Raw genomic sequence first — 26,992 nt, 5'->3', positions numbered from 1 at the left:
CGTGTTCGGCGCGCGCCGCGCCGCCTGGCTGGACCGCTCGTGGGCTTTCGGCTCGCGGGCGGCCGGCTGGTTGGGCGCCTTCGTTCATGCCGTCTCGGGTCAGTCCCGGTGGCGCCCCATCGACCTGTACGCCGCGGCCGTCACGGCACGGTTCGCGGCTTCCCACCGGCTCATCGAGCAGGCCGCCGATGCGGTGGACGACGGCTGGTCCGTCGACCACATCGCGACTTCGCCCCTGCTCGGGTCCATCACCGTCTTCGAGGAGGACGACTCGTGAGCACTCCCCCCAACGGCGCCTCGGCCGGTCAGGCCCCCTTTGGTGCGACCGGCAACGGCGGCGCCCCCTCGGGCGGCCGGAGCAGGCACACCCACAAGGAACGCACCTACAACGTCAACTTCGGCTCCACCAACGGCAACGGCGGTGGGGCAGGCGGGTTTAACGGTGAGTCCGGTGGGGGCGGGGCGGCCGACCGGCACCAGGGCGACCGGCTGATCCACCTGGTGGAGCGGATCGAGCTGCGCTCCGACAAGGACATCCTTGCTCTGGGCAAGGCCATCAACCACCTGGGCCGCGAGCTGTACCTGATCCTGGGCATGCGTGCCGAGGAGGTCAACGGCGTGCTGTCGACGTACAAGGGCAAGTGGTACACCTTCGGCGCGCAGTCCCGGATCAAGGCCCGGCTGGTCTCCGCGCACCTGAAGGTGTCCGCGGAGGCCGCCAAGGCTCTGGGTGTGGGTGCGCTGAAGATGGCGCACGCCTTCGACCGGCACTTCGTGAAGCCGGAGCAGGAGGCCAAGCAGCGGCGCAACGGCAAGACGGCCCGCCCGACGTTCACGATCGGGGAGGACTGATGGCCCGCCGCGAGCGCGACAACACCCCCGCCATGCGCGGGTGGGACGGCCAGAACGGCTACACGCTGGCCACCCTGCCCGGCGGGCGGGGCGGCATCCTGTCCACCATTGGCAGCCACATCGCTGCCAAGGCGGCACCGTACCTGCCGCCGTGGATCGGCGCCGCCGTCCTCCCGCCCGCCGCCGGGTGGGGCGTCAACGAGATGTGGGGCGACAGCGCGCTGTCGGCGGGGCTCGCTTCCGCCGGCATGGGCGCGGGCGGTGTCCTGCTGTCCGCCGTGACCTGGGCGGTGGCGGGCGGGACGAACAAGTTCCGCCGCTACCGGCGCGTGCAGGCCACCGCGAGCGTGGCCGCCGGCATGGGCTGGCTCACCTGCTCGGTGTCCGCAGGTCCCTTCGGTCACCCGATGACAGACCTGTGGCTGCTCGGGGGCGGGCTGTTCGCCGCGTCGTGGAACGTGCGCCAGATCATGCGCAACGCCCAAGACGAGACCGAAGAGACCGAGTCGACCGGCCTGGGCAAGCTCGCCGAAGCCATCGGGCTGGAGAAGGTGCAGGTCAAGAACGCGCGTGGCAACGGCAAGGGCACGGTGAAGGCGGAAGTCGTCGTGCCTCCGGGCAAGACGATCGAGGACGTGCAGGCCGCCGCTCCCAAGCTCGCCGCGGCCCTGCACGTGCCGCCGTCCGCGGTCACCGTCGACCGCAACCCGGACAACGCCGCCCGCGGCAGCTTCTCCGCCCGCGTCGCCGACCTGCTCAAGGACGGCGTGCCCTTCCAGCCCCCGCAGGAACTCGGGCTGCTGCCGACAGAGCCGATCCCGGTGGGCCTGTACGCCGACGGCGAGGTGTGGTTCATCAACCCGTTCCTTGCCGAGATCCTCCAGCACCTGCTGGTCATGGGCGTCACCGGCTCCGGCAAGTCGGAGTTCGCCCGCACGGTTCTGGCGCACCTGATGACCCGCCGCAAGCTCAGCATCTGGCTGATCGACCTAGCCAAGGGTGAGCAGACCGTCGGGCACATGCAGGAGGGCCTGGACTGGTTCGTCGACCGCAAGCGCGGCGGCACCCGTGAGGCCAAGGCCATGCTGCGCTGTCTGCCCGGGGTGATCGCCGAGCGCGGCACCGCACTGGCGGAAGAGGGCCTGGACCAGTGGACCCCGGCGTCGAAGCTGAACGCGATGGTGGTGTGGATCGAAGAGGCCGCCGACGTCGCCGACTTCGACGTTCTCTCCAAGATCGCCCGCACGGCCCGGTCGGTAGGCGTCTGGCTGGTCATCAGCCTCCAGCGCGCCACCTGGAAAAACATGGACATCGACGTGCGCACCAACCTCCAGGCCGCCGCCTGCTTCGGAGTCGACGAAGCCTCCGACGCCGGATTCTGCCTCCCCGACCGCGTCACCGACTCCGGCGCCGTCCCGGACTGGGGAGCGGACCGGCCCGGCTACGGCTTCTCCACCGGCATGGGCATCCCCGCCAAGCGGTGGACGACCGAAGTGCGCGGCTCCCTGACCAAGACGGTCAAGGAGCAGATCCGGGAGATGGTGGTGGCCGCCGCCGCGGTCCGTGACCCGCTGGACGAGGAGTCCGCGCGGGCCGCCGGGCTGGCGTACGAGCAGCGCACTCACCGCGGCACCAACCGCACCACCCCCGGCACCATGCCTGCCCCGCTGCACGCCGCCCCCGAGCCTGCCTGGGACGAGGACGCGGACGGCACTACGGACGACATCGACGCCGTGGACCCTGCGGTAGAGGAGGCCGCCGCCATGGAACTGCAGGACGCCTACCACGAGGTCATGTCGCAGATCCCGGCGGATCCCGAGCCGGACGCCGACTACGCCCGACTCCGCCTGGACGACGACGTACCCGACGCCGACCCGGAGACCGACCTCACCTTCGAGCAGGCGGCCAAGCCGTCCACCGACGAGGCCCGATCGATCCTCTACAGCGAGATCGACGGATGGGCGACCCAGGGCCGCCTGACGTTCGAGCCGGGCGACCTGATCCCCGCTACGGTCGCGGCCGGCCGCTCCCGCCCGTGGCTCCAGGGCGAGCTGAAGAAGCTCACCAGTGAGGGCGTCCTCCAGCGCGACGGACAGGGCGAGTACACCATCGTCCGCCCGATCGCCGTCGCCGCCTAGCACTACCCACCGTGACGCCCTGACTGTCAGGGCCGCGCTCTGACTCTGACAGTCAGGGCGCGGCCCGGCCTATAGGGAAGTCAGCGATTTCCGGCCTGACAACGGGCCTGACACCCCCGTCTGACTGTCAGCCCCTGCCCTCTGACAGTCACGATCCGTGATCGGAGAACCGGTCGTGACCTACCCCCTTGAGCCCTACCAGGCCCCCACCCCGAACACCTCGATACAACCCCTCCAGCACCCCGTAAAGGGGCCGGTGGAGCTGTACGGCGAACGCGGGCCGGTCGTCTGGGTCCCGGACGCCTACGGCCGCATGGTGCCCATGCCCAAGCACCTCGCCCCGCCCCCGGTTCCCGCCACCGAACCGCGCGACCTGACCCCGCTGCCCCTGCTGGACCCGATCGCTCAGCGCTTCATCGGCGCCGGGATCGGCGGCGGCACCTTCGCGGCCGGCGTCGGCTACGGCGTGGGTGAAGTCATCAACGCCGCCGCCGGGTTCGGCTCCGGCGCCGCCATGTGGATCGCTCTCGCCGTCCTCGCCTGGCGCACCCCCGTCCGCGCCATCACCAAGGGCGGGAGCGGCAGCACGGTCAACATCCGCAAGGCCGTCATCAAGCGCAGCCACTTCCACGGCTAGCTACGCCAAGGCCGGCCCCCACCGTCTCGCCAAAGATCGCGGGGCCGCCCTTGTCAGCCAGTCACTCATCAAGGAACTGGAGACATCCAGCATGACCCAACCGACCAACATTCGGCGAGACGGCCAGCGGCCGTTGCTGCTGGACCTGTTCTCGTGCGCCGGCGGCGCCGCGATGGGCTACCTGCGCGCCGGTTTCCGCGTGCACGGCTGTGACATCGCCGACCGGCCCAACTACCCCTTCACCTACCACCGGGGCGACGCGCTGGAGTACCTCGCCCACCTGATCACCACGGGGGAGATCGAGCGGTACGTGTTCGTGCATGCCTCGCCGCCCTGCCAGGCCAAGTGCTCCCTGACCATCGGCACCAACCAGTCCAAGGGGTGGGGCGGCACACACGAAGACCTCGTGGCACCCACCCGTGCGCTGCTCGACGAGACGGGTCTGCCGTACGTCATCGAGCAGCCCAACGGGCGTGCCGAGATCCGCAAAGACCTCTGGCTGTGCGGCGAGATGTACGGGCTCGACGTGATCCGGCACCGCAACTTCGAGCTGGGTGGCTGGACCGCCCCCCAACCGGCTCACCCCCGTCACCGGGGGCGGGTGCGCGGCTACCGCCACGGCGAGTATCACGACGGCCCTTACGTCGCCCCCTACGGCAACGGGGGTGGCAAGCCGACCGTCCAGGAACTCCAGGCCGCGATGGGCATCACCTGGACGAACGTGCGCGAGGAACTGACCGAGGCCATCCCGCCCGCCTACGGCGAGTACATCGGCCGTGCCTTCCGCGTCTCCCGCGCCAGCCTGGGGGTGGCGGCATGAACGAGCAACTGCGCGCCGCCCTCGACCTGGCCGCTTCCCGGATTCCGGTCCTGCCGCTGCGGGCGGGCAAGGTACCGTTCGGCAACTGCCGACGCTGCGCCGACAACGCATGCGGCGGCCGGCCGAATATGAAGACCCCCGGCCCCTGCACCTGCCCTGCCCCCTGCCACGGCTGGGCCGCCGCCACCACAGACTCCGCCGTCATCATCTCGCCGGCATGGGCGACCGCGTGGCAGGGCGCCGCGGCGGTCGCCTACCACCCTGGTGGGGCGGGGCTGACGGTCGTCGACTGCGACAACGCCGACGCCATCGCGTGGGCCCGCGAGACGCTGCCCGCCACCCGGATCGTGCCCACCACCCGCGGTGAGCACTGGCTCTACGTCGGGACGATGCCGTCGGCCAACGGCGTGCGGCCCGGCGTGGACATCAAGTCCACCATGGCCTACGCCCGCTGGCTCGGATCTGGCACGGGCACCATGGCCGCGCTGCCCGACGTCGTGCGCGCGCTCACCGCAGCCAAGCCCGCGGCACCCGTACCCGTCAGGGTGCCCGCGCCGGTCGGAGGCGGGGAATGCCGCCACCGCAGCCCCGCCTACCTCGAACGCGGGATCGCCATGGCGGAGCAGCGCATCACCGAGACGTCCAGCGGCGTGCACACGGCCGTGTACCGGACGTTCCTGGCCGTGCTCTCGACGCACGGCCGGTGCGGCTGCCTCACCGAGGATCACATCGCCCGCCTGTTCACCGCCGCTCAGGCCAAGGGCGAGACCGCCCGGCACTGCATGGATGCGTGGACCAACGCACGTACCACGTTGGGGCTTTGAGCATGGACGACGACGACAAGAACCCGGCCCGGAAGGTCATCGCGGACTACGCGCAAGAGCGCTTCCGCTACTTCCGCACCGCGGACGGCACCGTCTACGCACAGCGCAAGGGCCACCCCGTGGCCCGCCCGATCCGCTCCCAGGGCACCACCGGAAGCCACCGCCAAGAACTCATGGTCGGCCTGTTCAAGGACGGACTCGGCACGTTCAACGGCACCGCGATGAAGGAGGCACTCGACTTGATCGAAGCACTCGCCCTCACGGAGCAGGTCCAGCCCGTCCACATCCGCGTCGCCCCCGGCTTGGACGGTGCCACCTGGCTGGACCTGGGCCGCAACGACGGCCAGTCGGTCCGCATCCATCCCACTGGCTGGGACATCGCCGTCCCCGACCCGAGCGAGGTGTGCTGGCGCCGCACCCAGCTCACCGGCGAACTGCCGCTGCCCGCCAAGGACACCAACGGCAAGGGCATCGACCTGCTCTTTCGGCTCTGCAACTTCGCAGGCGCCGAGACCGAGTGCCTGGCCATGGCCTGGCTGATCGGCTGCCTGGAACCCTCCGTGCCCGTCCCCGCCCCTTTCCTCACCGGCCCCCAGGGCGCGGGGAAGTCCACCGGCGGGCGGATGCTGATCCGGCTCATCGAGGGCATGACGGGTGACCTGCGCCGGGCCCCGAAGGACGAGGACAACCTGATCGCGGCCGTGGCCGCGGGATGGGTCACCGCGCTGGACAACCTCTCCCACATGACCCCGGACCTGTCCGACGCCATGTGCTGCATCGTCACCGGAGCCGAGAGCGTCAAGCGCGCCCTGTTCACCGACGGAGACGTCTTCCGCGCCCGCTACCGCCGCCCCCTGCTCCTGACCGGCATCGACGTCGGCGTCATCCGCCCCGACCTCGCCGAACGCCTCCTCCCGCTGCGCCTGGAACGCCCGAAGGTGCGGCGCACCGAAGCGGAACTGTGGGCGGAGTACGCCGAAGCCCTGCCCGTCATGCTCGGCTCCCTGCTGGATTTGACCGTCAAGGTCCGCGCCGCCACCGCGGAGACGCCGACCGACTTGCGGATGGCGGACTTCGCCCACCTGTGCGCTCAGCTCGACGAGGCGATGGGCCTGGGTGCGCTGGCGGCCTACCGGGCGGGGCTGGACGATCTGAACGACGACGTCATCGAGGGCGACCTGCTCGCGCAGACCGTGCTCCAGTACGCGGCCGGCATGGAACCCGGGGCACAGGAGCGGATGTCGTCCGCGGAGTGGCTGCACCTGCTCACCCGGCTCTACAGCGGCGAGGAGTGCCGCCCGCTGCCCAAGGGGTGGCCGACCACCGGCAAGGTCCTCTCCGACCGCCTCAAGCGCCTTCAGCCCACCCTCGCCGCCCGCGGCCTGGTCGTGGACTGGGGACGCACAAAAACGGCCCGCTACATCGAGCTGACCGAGCCCGCGCTGGCACCCGGGCCTCAGCAGGAAACGGCGTTCTGAGCGCGGGGTCACCGCACAACCGCAAGAAGAGCACCCGGGGCGACGCGGCCCTGGGTGCTCCTCTTTCTGTTCGGTGCGCAGCACCGCCCGAAGGACGCGCCGCGCAGCGGCTCCTTCTTCGCGTTCGAAGCCGCGCCCAACAACAGACACCACCCCCTCTCTTTTCCTAAGTAGGGGAACGCTGCGTCACCTGCGTCACCCACGCCGGAAAACGGCCCCTGACCAGCAGAGAAGGCGGTGACGCAGAGCCCAACCGTCTGCGTCATCGTGCGTCACCTGCGTCACCCCCCGGTGACGCAGGTGACGCGGCGGTGACGCAGACCCACCGTGCTCCGTCACCGATAACCGCAGGTCAGAAGCCTGAATGACGCAGGTGACGCGGTGACGCAGAAATCTCAACCTCGGACAGGTGCCAGCCCCGCCACGACTAGAGCCTCGAAGGAGTCGACTGTGGCACGCCCTCAGATGCTCAAGCTCCCCGAAGTCCTCGAAGAGATCGGCATGAGCCGCGCCGCCTTCTACCGCATGCGCGCCCGCGGCCAAGCCCCCCGTCTCCGCAAGCTCCCCAACGGCCAAGTCCGCGTCAGCCGCGCCGACCTTGATGCCTGGTGGGAGCGCTGCGAGCAGCACGCCGCATAGATCAAACCGCTTCACTGGGGCCCGCGCTGAGCGCGGGCCCCTCGTCACGTCTGGAGAGACATGCTCACGTATGACGTCGATATCTGGTCCATCCGCAAGCGCGCCGGCCGTCCCAAGCCGTGGGAGCTGCGTTGGAGGGTTGGCGAGCGTCCCCACTCCCGCAGCTTCAAGCTGAAGCCGCAGGCAGATGGGCGCCGGGCCGAGTTGATGGCGGCTCTGCGGGATCAGCAGCAGTTCGACGAGGAAACGGGCTTGCCCGCACGTGAGTTGATGGCTCTGACCTCTCCGTCCTGGTACGAACACGTCACGGAGTACGTACTCATGAAGTGGCCGCGCGCCGCCGCCAAGCACCGGGCGAGCATCGCGGAATCCCTCGCGGTCGTGACGCCCGCACTCGTCACGAACAAGCGGGGGGCACCCAACCCCTCAGTGCTGCGCGATGCGCTCTACCAGTGGGCCTTTCGCGCAGTTCGAGGGCCGGACGGCACTTGGGTCCCGCGCTACGCAGCCGAAGAACCACCAGCGGAGATCCGCACCGCGCTGGAATGGGTCGCCGCCCGCTCCATCAAGGTCAAGGCCTTGGAGGATCCCGCGCTCCTGCGTCCCGCCCTTGAAGCCCTCTCGCTCCGTCTGGACGGTGGGAAAGCCGCGGAGAACACCGCCCGACGTAAGCGCATGGTGCTGAGCAACGTCCTTCGCTACACAGTCGAGGAGAAGGGCCTACTCGCGTCCAACCCTCTCCCGCGAGTGGACTGGACTGCGCCCGAGAGTGACGACGAAATCGACTTCCGGTACGTGCCGGACCCACGGTTGGCGCGAGCCCTGCTCGGGGCAGTCCGCGACTCTGGCCCCCGCGGTCAGCACCTCCACGCGTTCTTCGGATGCCTCTACTACGCCGCCATGCGGCCTGGTGAAATCGTCGCGCTCACCGAATCCGACTGCGCCTTGCCGCCTAACTCGCCCGACACCGTTCAGGAGTGGGGTGAACTCCTGCTCGGGGAGAGCCGCCCGGAAGTCGGCGGCGGCTGGACGGATGAGGGCACGTCGTACGAAAAGCGAGGGCTCAAGCGACGTAAGCAGGGAGCGACACGGACCGTGCCCATTCCGCCCGTTCTCGTGCACCTCCTTCGTCAGCACATCGAGCGCTACGGCACGGCCGACGACGGCCGGCTGTTCCGGGCCTCGCGGGGAGGGCGCGTCCCGTCCACCGAGTACTGCGACATCTGGGAGAAAGCGCGAAAGGTGGTCCTCACGCCCCGTGAGGTGAAGTCGGACCTCGCCGCCGTGCCGTACTCCCTCCGGCACGCGGGAGTCTCCCTCTGGATCAAATCGGGGGTGGACCCCGCGGAAGTCGCCGCGCGCGCCGGCCACAGCATCGCCGTGCTCTACCGCTTCTACGCAAAGATCCTCAAGGGCGGTCAGCAGCACTCCAACGACCTCATCTCCCGCGCGCTCGACGAGGGGGAAGGGTCCTGACTCTGGCCCACAGATGGCCCATACGTACTGGTCAACGCTGGGATATGGGCGAGAAGGGGTGAGACAGGGTCAATGCGAAAGGGGTGCTCCGGAGACCGGGGCACCCCTTCTGACCAGCACCTAAGCTGACCTGCCTGCGGTGGGTGTGGGATTTGAACCCACGGTGACTCGCGCCACGACGGTTTTCAAGACCGTTCCCTTAGGCCGCTCGGGCAACCCACCTCGCCCCGGCCCACCAGGGGCGGAGCGCGTACAGACTACCGGCCTCGGCCGCTGTGCGGGGATGGTGATCCCCTCTTGTCGAGCCCGGGCTGTACGCGCGCGTGGGCGGTCGGGTCAGCTGTCGCCCGTGCGGGCGGCCAGGGTGACGTCGACGGTGTGGGTCTGGCCGCCCCGTTCGTAGGTGATCGTGACCTTGTCGCCGGGCTGGTGGGTCCAGATCTCGCCGATCAGGGTGGGGCCGGAGTCGATCACCGTGTCGTCGAGCTTGGTGATGACGTCGCCGGGCTTGAGGCCGGCCTTGTCGGCGGGGCCGCCCGCCTCGACCGCGTCCGAGCCGCTGGCGCCCTGCTCGGTGATCTTGGCGCCGTCGGCGGTGTCCTCCAGGGAGACGGAGGCGCCGATCTTGGCGTAGACCGGCTTACCGGTCTTGATCAGCTGCTGGGCCACGTACTTGGCCTGGTTGACCGGGATGGCGAAGCCGAGGCCGATCGAGCCGGACTGGCTGGTGCCGCCCAGGCCGTTCGCCGCGGACTGGATCGCGGAGTTAATGCCGATCACATTGCCCTGGGCGTCCAGCAGCGGGCCGCCGGAGTTGCCGGGGTTGATCGAGGCGTCGGTCTGGAGGGCACTCATGTAGGACGCGTTGCTGCCGGTGCCGTCGCTGGAGGCGACCGGGCGGTTCTTGGCGCTGATGATGCCCGTGGTGACCGTGTTGGAGAGGCCGAACGGGGCGCCGATCGCGATGGTCGAGTCGCCGACCGCCACCTTGTCGGAGTCGCCCAGGGTGAGCGGCTTCAGGTCCAACGGGGCCTTCTTGAGCTTGATGACCGCGACGTCGTAGCCCTGCGCGTGGCCGACGACCTCCGCGTCGTACTTCTTGCCGTTCGGGAAGGTCGCCGTCAGCTTGCCGCCGTCGACCGCGTCGGCGACCACGTGGTTGTTGGTGAGGATGTGGCCTTCGCGGTCGAAGACGAAGCCCGTGCCGGTCCCGCCCTCGCCCGCGCTGCTCTCCGCCTGGATGGTGACGGTGCTCGGCAGCGCCGTGGCGGCCACGCCCGCGACGGTGCCCGGGTCGCGCTTGAGCGAGCCGCCGCTGTCGGAGGCGGAGACGGTCGTCGAGGAGGTGTTGTCGTCGTTCTTGGCCAGCGTGTAGCCGAGGCCGCCGCCCAGGCCGCCCGCGACCAGCGCGGCGATGAGCACGGCGGCGAGCAGGCCACCGCGCCCGCGGCCGGACTTCGGCTCCGGCTGCTGGTACGTCGTGCCCCAGCCGGAGCCCGCACCGGCTCCGCCCGCACCCATACCGGCGGCGCCCATGCCCGCGGCGCCCATGCCGGCACCGGCACCCCCAGGGGCACCGGCGTCGGCGTACGGCGGCGTGCCGGGCGGCGGCGGGGGCGGCCAGGAGGCGTCGGGGGCCGAGCCCTGCGAAGCGGTCGGGACGGCCGGACCGGTCGGCTGAGCTCCGTTCGAGGCGGCCTGGGCGTGCGTCGGCTGGGATCCGTCGGCCACCGGCTCGGGGCCGCGCGGCTCACTGGCGTACGGCTCGGCGGCGGGCGGCTGGGCAGCGGGCGGCTGGGTGCCGTTCGGGTTCGCCGGGGCATCGCTCGGTACCGGCGGCAGCGGGGTGGTCGGGGCGGCACCGCCCTCGGGAGCGGGCGGCTCCTGGGGCGCCGGAGCAGCGGGAGCGTCCACCGGCACGGGGGGTGCGGACGGGGCCGGGGGTACCGCGGCGCCCTCGTTCTCGGTGCTCACAGCTTCTCTCCTCGATCCACGGCTGGTTTCTTCGGTCGCACTCGGTCACGCCCGTTCACGCTTGTCCACGGCCGGTGCGCTCAGCTGTGCATGCCTTTGTGTATGCGGTCAGCTTTTCCCACGGGCCGTCAGAGCACCATAAGCGGTTGCTGTGCGTCCACGGCCACTCCTTACATAGGTCAAGTGCGACCAAAAAGGCGCAATCTCAGTGTCCTCACGCCTTCTCCGCTCGCACGTCTACCCCCCTGCGGTGGCACCATGACGCGGTGACCCACGCACGGCAGCACCAGATCCAAGTCGTCGCCCATCGCGGAGCCTCCGAAGACGCTCCTGAGCACACCCTGGCCGCGTACAAGAAGGCGATCGAGGACGGTGCGGACGCGCTTGAGTGCGATGTACGCCTCACCGCGGACGGCCATCTCGTCTGCGTCCACGACCGCCGCGTCAACCGTACGTCGAACGGCCGTGGCGCGGTCTCCGCGCTGGAGCTGGCCGAGCTCGCCGCCCTGGACTTCGGCTCCCGCAAGAACCGCGACTCGTGGAAGAACCGGGCCGAGGAGCCCGACTGGGAGTTCCGGCCGGAGGACCCGGAGGACACCTCCGTACTCACCCTGGAGCGGCTGCTGGAGCTCGTCGCGGACGCCGGGCGGCGCGTGGAGATGGCGATCGAGACCAAGCACCCGACCCGGTGGGCGGGGCAGGTCGAGGAACGGCTGCTGGTCCTGCTGAAGCGGTTCGGGCTCGACGCGCCCGCCTCGGCCGCCGACTCCCCGGTACGCGTCATGAGCTTCTCCGCCCGCTCGCTGCATCGCGTGCGTGCCGCCTCGCCGACGCTGCCGACGGTCTATCTGATGCAGTTCGTCTCACCGCGGCTGCGGGACGGGCGGCTGCCCGCGGGCGTCCACATCGCGGGCCCCTCGATCCGGATCGTGCGCAGCCACCCGGCGTACATGGAGCGTCTGAAGCGGGCCGGCCACCAGGTGCACGTCTGGACCGTGAACGAGCCCGAGGACGTCGACCTCTGCGTCGAACTGGGCGTCGACGCCATCATCACCAACCGCCCGCGCGCGGTGCTGCACCAGCTCGGCCGCTGACACACGCACGCCCACGCACACGCCCGTACACGCACGCGTGGAGCACTCACAGGCGGGCCTCAGGCAAAGCGTGCACCTGGAAAGCCTCGAAACCTCACCAATCCCTGCGCAACCTATTGACCCATGTGCCCCTTCAGCCCCATCCTCCACTCTCGGCCACACCGACGGATTTCAGCCATCCCGATTACAGGGTGTGCTCCGGCGCGTTCGGTCCGTATTCGATCGTTGCGAATGCGTCACCGGACCTTGATTGGCCGGTTTCCGGTACAGGCCAATGGGGCATCCACACCGTGGCGTGGGGCAAAGGAGGTCTCGGGGGTGGCGTTGGTGGTGGCACAGGAGGTGCCCACGTCGTCGAGCATGGCCGTACCCCATGGCCCTGCGGGCGTGGGGGAAGCGAGACACCGTATGCGCTCACAGTTGCGCAGGGGTGGCGTTGCGGAATCGGTCATCGACGACGCCGTACTGATTCTTTCCGAACTCTTGAGCAACGCGTGCAAACACGGCCGACCACTGGGTGACGCACTGGCCGGGGACGGCGACGTCCGGGCCGCATGGCGCGTGGACGCGAGCGGCAGGCTCACCGTGGAGGTGACGGACGGCGGCGGACCCACTCGCCCTGCTCCGGCCACGCCCTCGGTCACCGCTCACGGCGGCCGCGGGCTGAACATCATCACCGCGCTCGCCGACGACTGGGGCGTCCGGGACGACGCCCGGGGCGAGGTCACCGTCTGGGTCGTGGTCCATGACGACGTTCACGATCCCGACGCGGGGCACCGTCGCGCCGACTTCGCTACGCGCGTCGCGGCACCGGCGGTGAGCGCGATATCCGGTCTCGACTTCGCGGACGCCTTCGACAACCTGGACTGAAGGGCCCCGGTCGCCCAAGCACCGCTTCCGGCACGAGCGGTGGGTTGTCCACAGGCTCCCGTCGACGATGGCGTGAACGGCTAGGCTCGCGCCCGTACGAGACGAGCCGTAACCGGGAGACACCCACGATGGCCAAGAAGCGACCCCAGACCAAGGCCAAGCGCCCGCAGCTCAGCGACGCAGAGATCCCGGTGGTCGGCGCGCGCGAACCCTGCCCGTGCGGCAGCGGCCGGCGTTACAAGGCCTGTCACGGCCGGGCCGCCGCGCACGCGGTGACCGAGCTGGTGCAGCGCCCGTTCGAGGGACTGCCCGGCGAGTGCGACTGGGTGGCCCTGCGCGAGCTGGTGCCCGCCGCCACCGTCGAACTGCCCCTGAAGGGCGGCCTCCCCGAGGGCGTCCCGTCCGTCACGCTGGCCACGGTGCTGCCGATGGCCTGGCCGGCCCTGCGCCGCGACGACGGCTCGGTGCTGCTGGGCCTGCAGAACGACACGGCGTCCGGCGACATCAGCCGCGACCTCGCCGACACGCTCCAGCAGGCGCTCACCGCGAAGCCCGGCACCCCGGTCCAGGGCCGGCGCGCCCCGGCCGACGGTCCGCGGCTGCAGGATCTGCTCGACCCGGAAGGCGCGTTCGAGCCAGTTGTGCACCCGGGCTTCGAGTTCTGGGTCCCGGACGCGGAGAACGCCACTCCGGAGGTGACCGCCTCGCTGGAGCGGGCCAACGCCGCGGCCATCCCGACCGTGAAGCTGACCGGCGTGGACGCCGCGTACTGGTGCGAGACGCCGGAGAAGAACCACCTGCGCTGGGTCATGCCGCACCCCGAGGAGCAGCTTCTGGACGCCCTCGCGCGGCTGCACGCGGCGGGGAGGTCGAGCCTCGGCGACGGCACCCGTCTCGTGGGCTCCTTCCGTGCTCACGGCCTCACCGTGCCGGTCTGGGACCTGCCGAGCGGTGTCGGCGCCGAGGATGTGGAGAAGCCGGCGGCCGAGTTCGCCGAGCGCCTCGCGACCGCCCTGGCCACGGACGCTCCGCTCACTCCTGACGAGCGTCGCGCGCGTGGCGGCCTGACCAACCGGCAGGTCACGCTCAGCTGACGCGCCCCGCGGAGACCGGGTTCGGCTGAACGGCCGTTCAGCCGAACCGACCCGCTCCGGGAGGGTGAATCCGATCACAACTCCCATGCGGAGCAAGGGAATCCGTGACTGGAAAGCCCGGATCGAATTTGCGAACCGCCGATCTCTTGTTACCGTTCGAGTAGCCCGGTTGCTGGTGCATCCCCCGTCGCCAGCAACCGGGTCTTTCCATGTGCACGTTCCTTTACGGAACGGCGGCACATGTCAACGGCCCGAGGACTCCTCGGAATTGCCCGGCTCGGAGTTGCTCGCGGAACGCAGCAACAGCGCCCCGCGCCCGGCCCGCTCCGCGAACTCCGTGACCGCCGTATAGGCGTCCGAACCTCCGCGCGTGCGCTCCCGAGGCGTCTCGCACGTCCCCGGCTCGTCCTCGGTGCCCACGACGCAGCGCATCTGCAGCGTGCGCCCACCGGGCCCCATGAGGCTCAGCACGGAGTCCAGCGCACCGCCCGTCGCATTGCGGAAGTACGTGCGCGCCCAGGTCTCCTCGCCCTGGGTGAGGACACAGGTCTGCGCCTCGATGCCCTCGGGCGAGGTGAGTTCCGGACCGCAGCGCACGGCGGTGGACAGGCCGAGGTCGAGCAGCAGCGCGGTGCCGGTCGGATCGGCGGAGGGCGCCTTGGCGTCGCCGCGTGGCGACGGACGTACGGCGCCGTCCTTCGGGGCGGGCGAGGAGGGCCGTACGGCCTCTCGGTCGGACGCCCCCACGACGGCCCGGCCCGCGTCGACGACCTGGCCGGCGGCCGCCCAGGCCAGTGGCAGGGCGACCGCGGCCGCCGCGACGGACGCGAGGGCGATCAGACGGACTCTTCGATGGTTCGGCCCGCGGCGATGCGACGACGGTGCCCTATTTCCCCTGGTATGACGCGGCATACTGCGGAATGTAACGACCGCACGGGCATGTGCCGTTCCGCGCGCGCCGGATGGCCCTACAACTCGGGCGCGCTCACACCCGTACGAGTGAGGGCCTCGACCACCGCGTCCACCACGGCCTCGACGTCGGGCACCCACGGGGAGGCCGAGCCGGGGAGGGGGGCGCGCTGCCAGGTGATGGGGCCCTGGCCGGTCTCGGACGGGGGCAGGGCGATGTAGCCGCCCTCGCCGTGGAAGCGGAGGGAGCCGGGGACGAAGTCCTTGGCGTACAGCAGTTCGCCCAGCTGTTCCATGGAGTACGGCTTCACCAGGATCGACCAGCGGGCCGGCGAGGCGACGACCGGGCCGAGACGCATGCCCATGCGGTCGAGCGCGGTGAGGGCGTGCGCGGCCGGCAGGGCGGGCAGGCTGACCGCGCAGGGCGCCGTGCCGCCGGTGGCGAGGATGATCGGCGCCGCGGGCCGGTTGGCCCACCACCAGCGCACCATGCGCTCGTCGGTCGTGGCCGCGAGGAGTCCGGGGTCGAAGGGGTGCGCGCCGGGCACCGTGCAGTCCGGGTCGGGGCAGCCGCAGCGGGAGTGTCCCTGCGGGTGCGTCGTCACGCCCGGGAGTACGGGCCAGCGCCATTCCGTCGCGAAGGTCAGGGCCGCGCTGATCAACTCAGACTTCCCGTCGCCGCGCAGAAGCCTGCGTCGCCTTCCGAGGATCTCGCGCATGAGCGCTCGTTCCTTTCCGTTGCACCGCTGGCAACACCGTGGTCACATCACACCATGTGTCGATCACTTCACTGTGCGTACCTGTAGGCGCATCACACCCCTGCCGCGAGCAAGGGGATCCCCTATGGGCCGAGCGTTGGCTGCTTCAGCGGCAGCCTCGTCCATACGTCGTCCATCAAAAGCACGTGCGTGGGGTGGCGAAGTATGGCGTTTGCCGTCGCGCGTATTTCTCTTCGCCTCCGCCACGGGAGGATGGGGCACGATCGTCGGTGGCTAAGACGCCCGGGTCCGTCACCAGGTTCCGGGCGGTTGTCAACCACCCCTGGCCTTCACCGAGTACGTACCCATCACGACCGCTGTGACGCTCTGTGGAGCGAAACCAGTCGACCGCAATACCCCGTTCCCTGAGGCAGTTTTAAGCCAACTTTGCCTTTACGCAAGAGGTCTACGACGAGTGCTCAGGTTACCCACGGACACCAGGAATCCCGGCAGGACAATGCTGGACATCCCCTTACGAGTGCGTGTACATGTGGAGACACTGCTAGCGGCGCAGAATGACATGGGGGTTTGCGATGCTTTTGAGCAATACGCACCGGTCGGAAAGCCGGACGCCATGAACGCCCCTCACCCTTCGAAAGTGGCCGGAATCGATTCCACGGTTCCCTCGCCCGCACACACTGTCGCGCCCGCGCCCGCGGCCCCGGGAACCCCACCGGTCCCTGCGCCGAACGCACCCGGCGCGGTGCTCCAGGACCGCCTCGCCGGCTGGGTCTCGGACCTCACGACCCTCCACGAACTCACCGAACGCCTGGCCCGCACGGACGCACTCGCCGACGCCCTCCAGGAACTGCTGCGCGCCGGATCCGCCCTCGTGGGCGCCCGGCGCGGTCTCGTCGTCCTGGAACCGGCGGACGGACTTGGCCCGGACACGACCATCGGCCTCGGCCTCGCCCGCGCCGACCTCGGGCACATCGAGACCGTGCCGCGCAGCGCGATGTCGTACGGCAGGATCCTCGACGGACTGCCCGGCGGCGACGGCGAGATCGCCCAGCCCGACCTCCTCTCCGAGGACGGACTCGACCCCCGCCACCGCGAGGTCGCCGCCCGCCTCGGCTACGCCGCCAGCTACGCCCTCCCCCTGTCCACCGACGCCGCCGGCCGCCTCGGCGCCGCCGTCTGGCTGTACGACGAGCCCGCCGAACCGGCCGAGCGCCAGCGCCACCTCGTCGGTCTGTACACCCGCTACGCCACCGAGCACCTGTCCCGGCTCCTCGAAATCGAGCGCACGCGCGCGTGTATGAAGACGATGGCCGAGGAACTGCTCCCCTCCCGCCTGCCGCGCATGGCCGGCGTCCAGCTCGCCGTGCGGCACCGCACCGGCCCGCGCGGGGGCGGCGACTGGTACGACGCGCTGCCGCTGCCGGACGCCGCGCTAGGCCTGGCGGTCGGCTCGGTCACCGGGTCCGGGCCCAGCGCGGTCGCCGCGATGGGACGGCTGCGAGCCAGTCTGCGGGCGTACGCCGTCATGGAGGGCGAGGACCCGGTCGCGGTCCTGTCCGACCTGGAGCTGCTGCTCAGACTCACCGAGCCCGCCCGTTCCGCCACCGCCCTGTTCGCCTACTGCGAGCCCGCCCTGCGCAAGATCACGCTCGCCGGGGCCGGCCACACCCCGCCGCTGCTGATCGGCGATCGGCGCACCGAGTTCGTGGAGACCTCCGTGTCCGCGCCGCTGGGCATGCTGGCCTGCTGGGAGGCGCCGAGCGTGGAGCTGACGACGGAACCCGGAGAGACGGTTCTGCTGTACACCGACGGGCTGCTGCACCGCACCGGCGACCCCACCGACCGCGCCTTCGCCCGGCTGCACGCGGCGGCGGCCGGGGTGCCGAGGGCGATCCGGCACGACCCGGACGCCGTCGTCGACCACGTCCTGCGGACCGTGCTGCCGGACGGCGTGGACCGGGCGGACAGCGAGGAGGACGTCGTACTGCTGGCGGCGCGCTTCGAGTAGCGGCTCGTGGCTCCGCGGTCACTCCCCATAACAGGCACGTGGGCTGCGCCATAGCAGCGGCGGGCGAGCGGTCCTTCGCCCTGGGCCCCCACCTTCGCGACCGTACGATGGACGGGGTCGAATGCCGTATCGAGGAGGATGACCGTGGCCGACGAGCTCACCCCGGCAGTGTCAGATTGTGCTGCTGACGCAGCGGGCCCGGAGACCGAGTCTGAGGAGCCGATCAAGCAGCGCAAGAACGGCCTGTACCCGGGCGTCTCCGAAGAGCTCGCCGAGAACATGAAGTCCGGCTGGGCCGACACCGAGCTGCGCGACCTTCAGCCGATCCCCCAGGCCGCCGAGACCGCGGCCCGCCGTGCCGCGCTGTCGGCCCGGTTCCCCGGTGAGCGCCTGGTGATCCCCGCGGGCAACCTGAAGACCCGGTCGAACGACACCGAGTACGCCTTCCGCGCGTCCGTCGAGTACGCGTACCTCACCGGCAACCAGACCGAGGACGGCGTGCTCGTCCTGGAGCCCAGGGGCGAGGGCCACGAGGCCACGATCTACCTCCTGCCGCGCTCCGACCGCGAGAACGGCGAGTTCTGGCTCTCCGGCCAGGGCGAGCTGTGGGTCGGCCGCCGGCACTCGCTCACCGAGGCGCAGACGCTGTACGGCATCCCCGCGTCCGACGTGCGCGAGTTGGCGGACAAGCTGCGCGAGGCCACCGGCCCCGTGCGGGTCGTCCGTGGCTACGACGCCGGCATCGAGGCCGCGCTGACCGACAAGGTCACCGCCGAGCGCGACGACGAGCTGCGGGTCTTCCTGTCCGAGGCGCGGCTGGTCAAGGACGACTTCGAGATCGGCGAGCTGCAGAAGGCCGTCGACTCGACCGTGCGCGGCTTCGAGGACGTGGTGAAGGTCCTCGACAAGGCCGAGGCGACGAGCGAGCGCTATGTCGAGGGCACGTTCTTCCTCCGCGCGCGTGTCGAGGGCAACGACGTCGGCTACGGCTCGATCTGCGCCGCCGGCCCGCACGCCTGCACGCTGCACTGGGTGCGCAACGACGGACCCGTGCGCTCCGGTGACCTGCTGCTGCTCGACGCGGGCGTCGAGACGCACACGTACTACACCGCCGACGTCACGCGGACGCTGCCGATCAACGGCCGCTACAGCGAGATCCAGAGGAAGATCTACGACGCCGTGTACGAGGCCCAGGAGGCCGGTATCGCGGCCGTCAAACCGGGCGCGAAGTACCGGGACTTCCATGACGCCTCGCAGCGGGTCCTCGCCGAGAAGCTGGTCGAGTGGGGGCTCGTCGAGGGGCCGGTGGAGCGGGTGCTGGAGCTCGGGCTCCAGCGGCGGTGGACGCTGCACGGTACCGGGCACATGCTCGGCATGGACGTGCACGACTGCGCTGCCGCGCGGACCGAGACGTACGTCGAGGGTGTGCTGGAGCCCGGGATGGTGCTGACCGTCGAGCCCGGGTTGTACTTCCAGGCCGATGACCTGACCGTGCCGGAGGAGTACCGGGGGATCGGGGTGCGGATCGAGGACGACATCCTGGTGACGGCAGAGGGGAATCGGAACCTCAGCGCTGCGCTGCCTCGGCGGTCGGACGAGGTCGAGGGCTGGATGGCCTCTTTGAAGGGCTGACGTTGGATTGATGGCCGGATACCAAAGGGGTGTCCGGCCATCGTTGCGGGCTGCGGGTCGTGGGGGTTGATCGCGCAGTTCCCCGCGCCCCTCAGGCGGGTGCAGTCGCCGGCGCTGTTGAATCCAGGGAGTCCAGGAACAGGGCTCCCGCCAGTAGGCCTGCGCTGCCTCTCGGGCTCCACGCGCGTGTGTGCAGGTCGGTGTCGAGTGATGCCAAGGCCGCCGCGCCTGTCTCTGTCGCCGTGCCACCCGCCTCCATCACGCCCCGGGCGCCGGCCTGGACATGGCGCAGCCCGATGGGGCCCGCCGTGTAGAGGAGTTCGGTGTCCTGGAGGGTGGACATCACGGTGAGCAGGGCGTCCAGGCGGGCCTGTTCCTCGGTGGCGCCGGACGCGCGGGCTGTGGTGAGGGTGGCCAACGCACGGCGTACGTGGGGGAATCCGGCCCGTGCCTCACCGCGTGCCCCGGCGGCGCCGTACTTCGCGGACACCGAGGAGCCCCGGGAGGGCCTGCGCGGGGCGCGCTTGTCGGTGTGGGCGGCGATGCGCTTGGCGGTCGCCGTGACGTCCCGCGTGCCCGCCCGGGGGTCGAGCGCGGCCGCGGCGACCAGCAGGCCCAGCGACCACAGTGCGCCCCGGTGGCCGCCGCCCGCGAGCCGCACCGAGTGTTCGGTGCACCTGCCGATCGCGCCCAGCTCCGCGCGGAGCCCGGGCGTCGGCTCGCCCGTGCGGCGGGCGGCGGCGGCCATCGCCGCGAGGCCGGGCGCGAGCGCCTTGGCCGACCAGCGCAGCATCCGGTGGTCCCGGCGGCTGACGCGGGCGCCGAGGTCGCGCGGGTCGGGCAGGCCCGGTTTGGGAGCCAGGGCCAGTTGCCCGGTGAGCGCGGTCACGGCGGCCTGCGCGAGCGCCTCGTCCTCGCGGCTGCTCATGGCCGTATCCCTACGAGGAGGCCGAAGCCGAGGCCGACGGGGCGTCGCTGGGCGGGGTGCCCGTCGGGGCGCCGCTCGGCGGGGTGCCACCCTCGCCGCCACCGCCTCCGCTGCCCGCGCCCGTGTTCTCGGCGTCGGGGTCGATGGCGACCGTGAGGAAGCCCTTGTAACCCCTGGACGGGTCGGCCTTCTTGACCGCCTTCAGGGTGAGCAGGCCGCTGGAGGCGCCGCCGCCGTCGTAGACCATGTCGTTGTCGAGGGTGGTGTAGCTGCCGGAGTGCTTCGAGTAGGGCTCCAGCGTGAAGATCTCCTCGGCGATGTCGTCGGCGAAGAACAGCTGGCCGGTGTAGTTGACCTTGCCGCCCTCGTAGGTGCCGTCCTCCTTCTGGCCGCCCGTGTGCACCTTGAGGTGGATGTGGCAGGTGCGCGGCGTGTACCAGCCCGGGAAGACCGTCTCGAACTTGACGACCCCGTTGGCGTTGGCGAGCTGGTAGCCGCGCAGATAGGTGTTGTCGTTCGCCGTGGAGCCGTCCTCGCTCTCGGCGGGCGCGGAGCCGCCGGGGTTGGCCGTGGTGTAGCCGGAGTAGTAGCCCCAGGCGTCGCAGTGCCAGATCTCGACCGCGGCACCCTTGACCGGGGTGCAGCCGTCGGTGGCGTCGACGACGGTGAGGCGCAGCGTCAGCGGGACGCCGCTCTTCCCCTCGGTGATGTCCTTCCGCACCAGGGCGCCGTCGAGGTAGTACGGGCCCTCGGTGACGCTGGACATCAGCGTCATGCAACCGGTGCTCTCCGAGGCCGTCGTGGTGGCGGTCGCCGCCGTGTCGGTCGTGGTCGTGCCGGTGTCGGCGAAGGCCGCCTGGTAGCCCGCGACGGCGAGCCCACCCGCCACGACCGTGCCACCGGTCACCGCGATGGCGCGGCGCCGGGTGATCGACTTGTCCCTGTGGTTTCCCGTCATGGCCAGGAAATTAGGAACGCCGGCCGTCAGGACCATGAGGTGGCGCTGTGCGGGGACTGTGAGTCCTGAGAAGGCTGAAGCCGTCGGCGCTACACCGCCATCAGCGACGGGTCCTTCTTCCACTTGAGGATCTTGTCGAAGCTCACCACGGCCCCGCTCCGGCCCGGATTGTTGCCGATCGAGACGTGGTCGGCGAGTTCCTGGATGAGACAGAGCCCCCGGCCGTGCTCGGCGTCGGAGTTCGCCGGGCGGGGCGGGCGGTGGGGTGCGGTGAAGCCGGGGCCCGAGTCGGTGACCTCGATGTGGCACTTCTCGCCGTCGAGGTACGCCGTGACGCGGTACGCCGGTGGGGAGCCGTCGGGTGTGGTGTCGCCGCCGTGCTCGACGGCGTTGGCGCAGGCCTCGCTGAGGGCGACGGAGAGGTCGTAGGACACGTCGGGGTCGACGCCCGCGGTCTCCATGGTGCCGATCAGCAAGCGCCGGGCGAGCGGCACGCTCGCGGCTTCCCGCCGCAGATGGAGTGACCACCAGATGCTCATGCTCCAGCCTCCCGGCCGCGGCTCGACATACCGTTACGTATTGCCGCGAGTGCCCGGCTGTAAGCACATCATTGACGTGATGCCGCCCATATGGTCGATGCGCCTACGAGGGAATCGGTGTATGTGGGGTCGGGCCACACCAGAAGGTGATCTTCCGGTCGTACAACCCCTATGCCCCGTACGTCCCCAAGCACTCGTTCGTCATCTTGCGGACCTGCCGTATGGCGGCCCCAGGGCCAGTGCGATGATGAGCCCGCCATGAGTGCCCCCCACCCGCGCACGACGCGCTCCGGACGTGATCTCCGGATACTGCGGGCCGCGGTGTTCGCCGCGGTCTGCGTCGTGCTGGCCGGGGTCGGGCATGTGCTGGGCTCCTGCGCCGCGATCCCGCTGTGGACGCTGGGCGCGGGGTTCCTGGGGGTCCTGCTGGTCACGGTGCCGTTCACGGGGCGTGAACGCTCGTTGGCCGGGATAGCCGGGCTGCTCGCGGTCGGCCAGACCGTCCTGCACACGCTGTTCGGGCTGGGGCAGCACGGGGCGATCGCCGGTGCCTCGTCCGTGTCCGCCGCGTCCACCGTCTCCTCCGCGTCCGTGTCCGTGCCCGCCTCCGATGCCGCCCTGGTCGAGCAGGCCGCGCGCCTGCTGTGCGGGACCGCAGCGGCGGCGATCAGCCCGGCCCAGGCCCAGCGGATCCTCACCGAGGCGCGGCTCGGCACGGGGACAGGTACGGGTGCGGGAGCGGGGGCGCATGTCGCGCACCGGTCGGCGGACGCCATGTCCGTCGCCGCCGACTCCTCCGCCTCCTCCGTCTCACTGCTGCCGTCCCTGCCGATGCTGCTCGCCCACCTGCTCGCGGCGGTTGTCGCGGGGTGGCTGCTGCGCCGTGGGGATCTGGCCCTGCTGCGGATCGCCGAGATGTCCACGCTGTCGGCGCATTCGGTCGCCGAGGGGGCGTTCGTACGATCCCTGCGCGGGGCGCTCGCGCTGGTGCGCGCCCTGCGTGCCGGGCTGCCGGGCGCGCCCGAGGCGGGCCCGCGCTTCCTGCGCACCGAGTCACTCGCGCGCCCCGCGCCCCGCACCGTCGCCCTCCAGCACACGGTGATCCGGCGCGGCCCTCCGGCGACCGCGCTCGCCCTCGCCGCCTGACACGACGCGACCGCCACTCCACTGACGTGGGTTGAGGCCGCCGTCGTGCGGCACGCGCGCGTACCGGTGTCTCGACCGAGGGACGGGATGTCCCGACCGAGGGACGGGTGTCTCGACCGAGGACGGCTCCTTGCCGACTCTTCCGTCGTCCCCGCCTGATCGGGCACCCGCACGCACGCGTACTCCTCTTCACCACCGGAATCCGAATCTCACTCACAGTGGAGTGCTCCGAATGAAGGCCTCTCGCCTCGCCGCCGCCGGCGCCGCCGCCGGCACCGCCGTGCTCGCCCTCTCCGCCCCCGCCTTCGCCCACGTCAGCGTGCAGCCGGAGGGCACCGCCGCCAAGGGTGGTTACGCGGTCGTCGACTTCAAGGTGCCGAACGAGCGCGACAACGCGTCGACCACCAAGCTCGAGGTCAGCTTCCCGACCGACCACCCGCTGGCCTCGGCGATGCCTGAGCCCATGGCCGGCTGGAAGATCGAGGTCACCAAGTCCAAGCTCGACAAGCCGATCGAGATGCACGGCGAGAAGATCTCCGAGGCGGTCTCCAAGATCACCTGGACCGCCGACGGCAAGGGCGTCGAGCCCGGCTACTTCGAGAAGTTCCCGGTCTCCATCGGCCAGCTCCCGGAGGACGCCGACGAACTGGTCTTCAAGGCCATCCAGACGTACTCCAACAAGGAGGTCGTCCGCTGGATCGAGGTGCCGCAGGAGGGCAAGGAGGAGCCCGAGAACCCGGCGCCGGTCCTCACGCTGTCCGCCGCCCAGGACGACCACCACGGCTCGTCGTCCTCCTCCGACAAGGCCGCCGACTCCGACGACGCCGAGGCCGCCTCCGCGAAGACCGCCGCCGAGCCCGCCGACACCAGCGACACCACCGCCCGCGTGCTGGGCGTGGTCGGCATCGTCGTCGGCGCGCTGGGCGTGGCGTACGGCGTGATCGCCGGCCGTCGGCGCACCGACGCCTGACGACCCCTTCGGTTCACGGCGCGCGCCGGGGCACGCCCCCGGTGCGCGCCGGAGCTCTCACAACTGGGACATTTTTCTATGCGCAAGAAGACCTTCGCCGCGGCCGCCCTGCTCGCCGCCGCCACCCTGACCCTCTCCGCCTGCGGCAATGGTGACGACAGCGCCCAGCCGGTCACCGTAGTCTCCGAGGAGGCCGGGTCGGACAAGGCCGCCATCGTCCTCGACAAGCCGTTCGAGAAGCCGGACCTGGTCCTCACCGACACGAACGGCAAGAAGTACGACCTCCGCAAGGAGACCGAGGGCAGGCCGACGCTGATCTACTTCGGCTACACCAACTGCCCCGACGTCTGCCCGCTGACGATGAACAACATCGCCGTCGCCAAGAAGCAGCTGCCCAAGGCCGAACAGGAAAAGCTGAGCGTGGTGTTCGTCACCACCGACCCGGAGCGCGACACCGCGGCCGCGCTCGGCAAGTGGCTCAAGGGCATCGACCCGCAGGTCGTCGGCCTGACCGGCGACTTCGACACCATCCAGGCCGGCGCCCGCACCCTCGGCATCTCCATCGAGCCGCCGCACAAGGACAAGAACGGCAAGATGGTCTCCACCCACGGCACCCAGGTCGTCGCGTTCTCGCCGAAGACCGACGCCGGGTACGTCCTGTACACCCAGGACGCGACCGTCGACGACTACACCAAGGATCTCCCCAAGCTCATCGAGGGGGCGAAGCCGTGAGGCGGTTCCCCCTGGTGACCGCGACCGCGACGCTGGCCGGAGCGCTCGTCCTGGCAGGCTGCGGCTCCGAGGACTCCCCGGCCGACTCCAAGGCGGAACTGTCCGTCAGCGGCGCCTACATGCCGCAGCCCGTCTCCGACTCCATGGCGGCCGGCTTCCTGACGGTCACCAACAAGGGCGGTACGAAGGACGAGTTGACCTCCGTCACCAGTGACGTCGGCGAGGTCACCGCCCACGAGACCGTCGGTTCGTCGATGCAGGAGGCCACGGACCTCGCCATCCCGGCCCACGGTCAGCTCGTCCTCAAGAGCGGCGGCAGCCATCTGATGTTCGAGAAGCTGAAGCGCAAGCCGAAGCAGGGCGAGAAGGTGACCGTGAAGCTCCACTTCGCCGAGTCCGGCACGGTCACGGTCGAGATGCCGGTGAAGCCCGCGACGTACAACCCGAAGACCGGACACTGAGGGAGAGATCGCCTTGACCCAGACCATCGCCCTCCGTGTCCGGCCCCGGGTGCTGCCGAGCTTCCGGACCCTGGTGCTGCTGCTCCTGGCCGCCACCGGCCTGCTTCTCGCCGGTGCCGGGCCGGTCTCCGCGCACGCCGCGCTGACCGGCAGCGACCCCCAGCAGGGGGCGGTGGTCGACAAGGCGCCCACACAGGTCTCGCTGACCTTCTCCGAGAAGGTCGCCCTGTCCGACGACTCCCTGCGCGTGCTCGACCCCAAGGGCAAGCGCATCGACCGCGGCGACCCGGCCAACCTCACCGGCACGACGTACGCCGTGAAGCTCCACAGCGGCCTGCCCGACGGCACGTACACCGTCACCTACCAGGTGGTGTCCGAGGACAGCCATCCCGTCGCCGGCGCCTACACCTTCTCCATCGGCGCGCCCTCCCAGACCACCGTCTCCGTCTCCGACCAGACCGCGGGCGGCGGGATCGTCGGCGTGCTCTACGGCTTCGGCCGCTATGTGTCGTACGCCGGCTTCATCGTCATGGTCGGCGGCGCCGCCTTCGTGCTCGCCTGCTGGCAGCGCGGGTCGGGGGTACGGGTCCTGCAGCGACTCGTCGTCTCCGGCTGGCTGGCGCTGACCGCCGCCACGCTCGGACTGCTGCTCCTGCGCGGCTCGTACACCGGCACCGGGAAGGTCGGGGACGTCTTCGACCTCGAGCTGCTCGGGCAGGTCCTGCAGACCAAGACGGGCGCCGCGCTGGTGTCCCGGCTGCTGCTGCTCGCCGCGGCGGCCCTCTTCATCGCCGTGCTCTTCGGGGCGTACGCCCGCCCGTCTCCCACCACCACCCTGAACGACGGCGCTACGCGCCGACTGCCTGATTCAAGCGAGGACGACGAGAAGCGGGACCTCACCTTCGGGCTCGCCATCGGCGGGACCGTGGTGGCGGCCGGGCTCGCGGCGAGCTGGGCGATGTCCGAGCACGCCTCGACCGGGCTACAGGCCGGGATCGCGATGCCGGTCGACGTCGTCCACCTGCTGGCCGTCGCCGGCTGGCTCGGCGGGCTCGCCGCCCTCCTTGTCGCCCTCTACTGGGCACCCGCGGACACGCCGGTCGACGGGGCCGCCGTAGGACGGTTCTCGCGCCTCGCCTTCGGCAGTGTGCTCGCGCTGATCGCCACCGGCGTCTACCAGTCCTGGCGCCAGCTCGGCTCGTGGTCGGCGTTCACCGGCACGCGGTACGGACAGTTGCTGCTGGTCAAGATCGGGCTCGTGGTGCTGCTGGTGGGGATCGCGTGGATCTCCCGGCGCTGGACGGGACGGCTGGCCGGGAACGAGGACGGGATGGTCGATGGCGAGGCCGTGAAGGGCAGGGCGGCCAACGGCACGGCGGTCGAGGGCAGGGCGGCCGCGGGTGCCAAGGAGCACGCGGCTGCTGCCCGGGGCGGTACCTCGGCCTCCGCCGCCTCCACGGCCGCTTCCGCCTCCGCCGGCGGCAAGAAGGGCGGCGTGTCCAAGGGCGTTGGCTCGCAGCGCGCCGCCCAGCTCGCCCGGCAGCAGGCCGCGATCGACACGGCACGACAGAAGCAGCAGCGGGACGCCGACCCGAACCGCTTCGGCCTACGCCGCTCCGTGCTCGCCGAGGCGGGCGTCGCCGTCGTCCTGCTCGCCGTCACCACGATGCTGACGTCGACCGAACCGGGGCGTACGGAGGAGGAGGCCAAGGCCGCCACCGCCGCCTCGTCCGCCGAGGCGTCCTCGACCGGGGCACTGACCCTGGACATGTCCTTCGACACCGGCGGCCAGGACGGCAAGGGCGTCGTACGGATCGACCTCGATCCCGCGCGCGTGGGCGGCAACGAGATGCACGTCTACGTACAGCGGCCCAACGGCCGTGCCTTCGACATCCCCGAGGTGAAGGTGGCCTTCACCCTGGAGTCCCAGGACATCGGGCCGCTGCCCGTCGTCCCCGACCACATCTCCACCGGACACTGGTCGGCGAGCGGCGTGCAGATCCCCATGGCGGGCGAGTGGAAGATCGCCGTGACCGTGCGGACCTCCGACATCGACCAGACCACCGTCTCCAAGAACGCGCAGATCGGCTGAAC

The 26,992-nt window shown here is 70.8% G+C and carries 25 protein-coding genes and 1 tRNA gene; 19 read left to right on the top strand and 7 right to left on the bottom strand.

Annotated features, from left to right (window positions below):
* Position 1: 1 nt before the first annotated feature.
* The 9 genes from ACFZBP_RS09330 to ACFZBP_RS09290 all read left to right on the top strand — a co-directional run bounded on the left by ACFZBP_RS09330 (position 2) and on the right by ACFZBP_RS09290 (position 8,864).
* Positions 2-277: a hypothetical protein gene (locus tag ACFZBP_RS09330; protein WP_391411337.1), complete on the top strand. Its 276-nt coding sequence runs from the start codon at positions 2-4 to the stop codon at positions 275-277.
* Complete coding sequence (locus tag ACFZBP_RS09325) at positions 274-852, top strand: hypothetical protein (protein WP_391411335.1); 579 nt, start codon at positions 274-276, stop codon at positions 850-852. Before ACFZBP_RS09330 ends, ACFZBP_RS09325 begins: the two co-directional genes overlap by 4 nt.
* Positions 852-2,990 carry a hypothetical protein gene (locus ACFZBP_RS09320; RefSeq protein WP_391411333.1) on the top strand — a complete coding sequence of 713 codons (2,139 nt, stop codon included), beginning with the start codon at positions 852-854 and terminating at the stop codon, positions 2,988-2,990. Before ACFZBP_RS09325 ends, ACFZBP_RS09320 begins: the two co-directional genes overlap by 1 nt.
* A gap of 175 nt (positions 2,991-3,165) precedes the next feature.
* Positions 3,166-3,627, top strand: a complete 462-nt coding sequence (locus tag ACFZBP_RS09315; protein ID WP_391411331.1) for a hypothetical protein — start codon at positions 3,166-3,168, stop codon at positions 3,625-3,627.
* Between the two features lie 91 nt (positions 3,628-3,718).
* The gene (locus tag ACFZBP_RS09310; RefSeq protein ID WP_391411329.1) at positions 3,719-4,447 is read left to right on the top strand and encodes a DNA methylase; all 729 of its coding nucleotides are present in this window, start codon (positions 3,719-3,721) and stop codon (positions 4,445-4,447) included.
* Positions 4,444-5,271, top strand: a complete 828-nt coding sequence (locus ACFZBP_RS09305; protein ID WP_391411327.1) for a bifunctional DNA primase/polymerase — start codon at positions 4,444-4,446, stop codon at positions 5,269-5,271. Before ACFZBP_RS09310 ends, ACFZBP_RS09305 begins: the two co-directional genes overlap by 4 nt.
* 2 nt (positions 5,272-5,273) lie before the next feature.
* Positions 5,274-6,749 carry an ATP-binding protein gene (locus tag ACFZBP_RS09300; protein WP_391411624.1) on the top strand — a complete coding sequence of 492 codons (1,476 nt, stop codon included), beginning with the start codon at positions 5,274-5,276 and terminating at the stop codon, positions 6,747-6,749.
* A gap of 450 nt (positions 6,750-7,199) precedes the next feature.
* Positions 7,200-7,388, top strand: coding sequence for an AlpA family transcriptional regulator (locus ACFZBP_RS09295; protein WP_306690076.1), 189 nt, complete (start codon positions 7,200-7,202; stop codon positions 7,386-7,388).
* A 60-nt stretch (positions 7,389-7,448) separates the two neighbouring features.
* Complete coding sequence (locus ACFZBP_RS09290; RefSeq protein ID WP_391411325.1) at positions 7,449-8,864, top strand: tyrosine-type recombinase/integrase; 1,416 nt, start codon at positions 7,449-7,451, stop codon at positions 8,862-8,864.
* A 137-nt stretch (positions 8,865-9,001) separates the two neighbouring features.
* Here ACFZBP_RS09290 and ACFZBP_RS09285 read toward each other — a convergent pair.
* Positions 9,002-9,086, bottom strand: a tRNA-Ser gene (locus ACFZBP_RS09285).
* 114 nt (positions 9,087-9,200) lie between these two features.
* Positions 9,201-10,838 (bottom strand): trypsin-like peptidase domain-containing protein, encoded by a 1,638-nt coding sequence (locus ACFZBP_RS09280; protein ID WP_391411323.1) that lies wholly within the window; start codon positions 10,836-10,838, stop codon positions 9,201-9,203.
* Between the two features lie 266 nt (positions 10,839-11,104).
* Between ACFZBP_RS09280 and ACFZBP_RS09275 the strand changes: the two genes are divergently transcribed.
* The 3 genes from ACFZBP_RS09275 (at position 11,105) to ACFZBP_RS09265 (ending at position 13,896) form a co-directional block, all read left to right on the top strand.
* Positions 11,105-11,932, top strand: a complete 828-nt coding sequence (locus ACFZBP_RS09275) for a glycerophosphodiester phosphodiesterase family protein (protein ID WP_391411321.1) — start codon at positions 11,105-11,107, stop codon at positions 11,930-11,932.
* A 231-nt stretch (positions 11,933-12,163) separates the two neighbouring features.
* Entirely contained in the window at positions 12,164-12,802 is a 639-nt protein-coding gene (locus ACFZBP_RS09270) for an ATP-binding protein (RefSeq protein ID WP_391411319.1), read from the top strand.
* Positions 12,803-12,930: 128 nt separating this feature from the next.
* Positions 12,931-13,896, top strand: coding sequence for a DUF5926 family protein (locus ACFZBP_RS09265; RefSeq protein WP_391411317.1), 966 nt, complete (start codon positions 12,931-12,933; stop codon positions 13,894-13,896).
* 243 nt (positions 13,897-14,139) lie between these two features.
* Here the strand turns inward: ACFZBP_RS09265 and ACFZBP_RS09260 are convergent, their stop codons facing one another.
* Complete coding sequence (locus ACFZBP_RS09260; RefSeq protein ID WP_391411314.1) at positions 14,140-14,808, bottom strand: hypothetical protein; 669 nt, start codon at positions 14,806-14,808, stop codon at positions 14,140-14,142.
* A 56-nt stretch (positions 14,809-14,864) separates the two neighbouring features.
* Positions 14,865-15,524, bottom strand: coding sequence for a bifunctional DNA primase/polymerase (locus ACFZBP_RS09255; protein WP_234766279.1), 660 nt, complete (start codon positions 15,522-15,524; stop codon positions 14,865-14,867).
* Positions 15,525-16,020: 496 nt separating this feature from the next.
* On the opposite strand from ACFZBP_RS09255, the gene ACFZBP_RS09250 reads away from it, so the two are divergent.
* Positions 16,021-17,532, top strand: a complete 1,512-nt coding sequence (locus ACFZBP_RS09250) for a PP2C family protein-serine/threonine phosphatase (RefSeq protein WP_383449608.1) — start codon at positions 16,021-16,023, stop codon at positions 17,530-17,532.
* Positions 17,533-17,670: 138 nt separating this feature from the next.
* A complete protein-coding gene (locus ACFZBP_RS09245) occupies positions 17,671-19,164 on the top strand; it encodes an aminopeptidase P N-terminal domain-containing protein (protein ID WP_391411311.1) in 1,494 nt (497 codons plus the stop codon).
* A 91-nt stretch (positions 19,165-19,255) separates the two neighbouring features.
* On the opposite strand, the gene ACFZBP_RS09240 is transcribed toward ACFZBP_RS09245, so the two are convergent.
* The 3 genes from ACFZBP_RS09240 to ACFZBP_RS09230 all read right to left on the bottom strand — a co-directional run bounded on the left by ACFZBP_RS09240 (position 19,256) and on the right by ACFZBP_RS09230 (position 21,589).
* On the bottom strand, positions 19,256-20,092 hold the full coding sequence (locus ACFZBP_RS09240; protein WP_383449610.1) for a triphosphoribosyl-dephospho-CoA synthase: 837 nt from the start codon (positions 20,090-20,092) through the stop codon (positions 19,256-19,258).
* A 10-nt stretch (positions 20,093-20,102) separates the two neighbouring features.
* On the bottom strand, positions 20,103-21,050 hold the full coding sequence (locus tag ACFZBP_RS09235) for an intradiol ring-cleavage dioxygenase (RefSeq protein WP_391411308.1): 948 nt from the start codon (positions 21,048-21,050) through the stop codon (positions 20,103-20,105).
* A gap of 89 nt (positions 21,051-21,139) precedes the next feature.
* The gene (locus ACFZBP_RS09230; protein WP_391411306.1) at positions 21,140-21,589 is read right to left on the bottom strand and encodes an ATP-binding protein; all 450 of its coding nucleotides are present in this window, start codon (positions 21,587-21,589) and stop codon (positions 21,140-21,142) included.
* A 258-nt stretch (positions 21,590-21,847) separates the two neighbouring features.
* Between ACFZBP_RS09230 and ACFZBP_RS09225 the strand changes: the two genes are divergently transcribed.
* From ACFZBP_RS09225 to ACFZBP_RS09205, 5 genes are all read left to right on the top strand, one after another.
* Complete coding sequence (locus ACFZBP_RS09225; RefSeq protein ID WP_383449613.1) at positions 21,848-22,735, top strand: hypothetical protein; 888 nt, start codon at positions 21,848-21,850, stop codon at positions 22,733-22,735.
* A 232-nt stretch (positions 22,736-22,967) separates the two neighbouring features.
* Positions 22,968-23,705: a YcnI family protein gene (locus ACFZBP_RS09220; RefSeq protein ID WP_383449614.1), complete on the top strand. Its 738-nt coding sequence runs from the start codon at positions 22,968-22,970 to the stop codon at positions 23,703-23,705.
* 78 nt (positions 23,706-23,783) lie between these two features.
* Entirely contained in the window at positions 23,784-24,437 is a 654-nt protein-coding gene (locus ACFZBP_RS09215) for an SCO family protein (protein ID WP_391411303.1), read from the top strand.
* Positions 24,434-24,898 (top strand): copper chaperone PCu(A)C, encoded by a 465-nt coding sequence (locus ACFZBP_RS09210; RefSeq protein ID WP_391411301.1) that lies wholly within the window; start codon positions 24,434-24,436, stop codon positions 24,896-24,898. Before ACFZBP_RS09215 ends, ACFZBP_RS09210 begins: the two co-directional genes overlap by 4 nt.
* Positions 24,899-24,911: 13 nt before the next feature.
* Positions 24,912-26,990, top strand: coding sequence for a copper resistance protein CopC (locus ACFZBP_RS09205; RefSeq protein WP_391411299.1), 2,079 nt, complete (start codon positions 24,912-24,914; stop codon positions 26,988-26,990).
* The last annotated feature ends 2 nt before the right edge of the window (positions 26,991-26,992 follow it).

Origin of the sequence: Streptomyces sp. NPDC008086, assembly GCF_042957325.1 — a bacterium.
Lineage (GTDB): Bacteria > Actinomycetota > Actinomycetes > Streptomycetales > Streptomycetaceae > Streptomyces.
The sequence above is the reverse complement of the archived record's forward strand: the minus strand, read 5'-3'. Positions and strand labels throughout refer to the sequence as shown.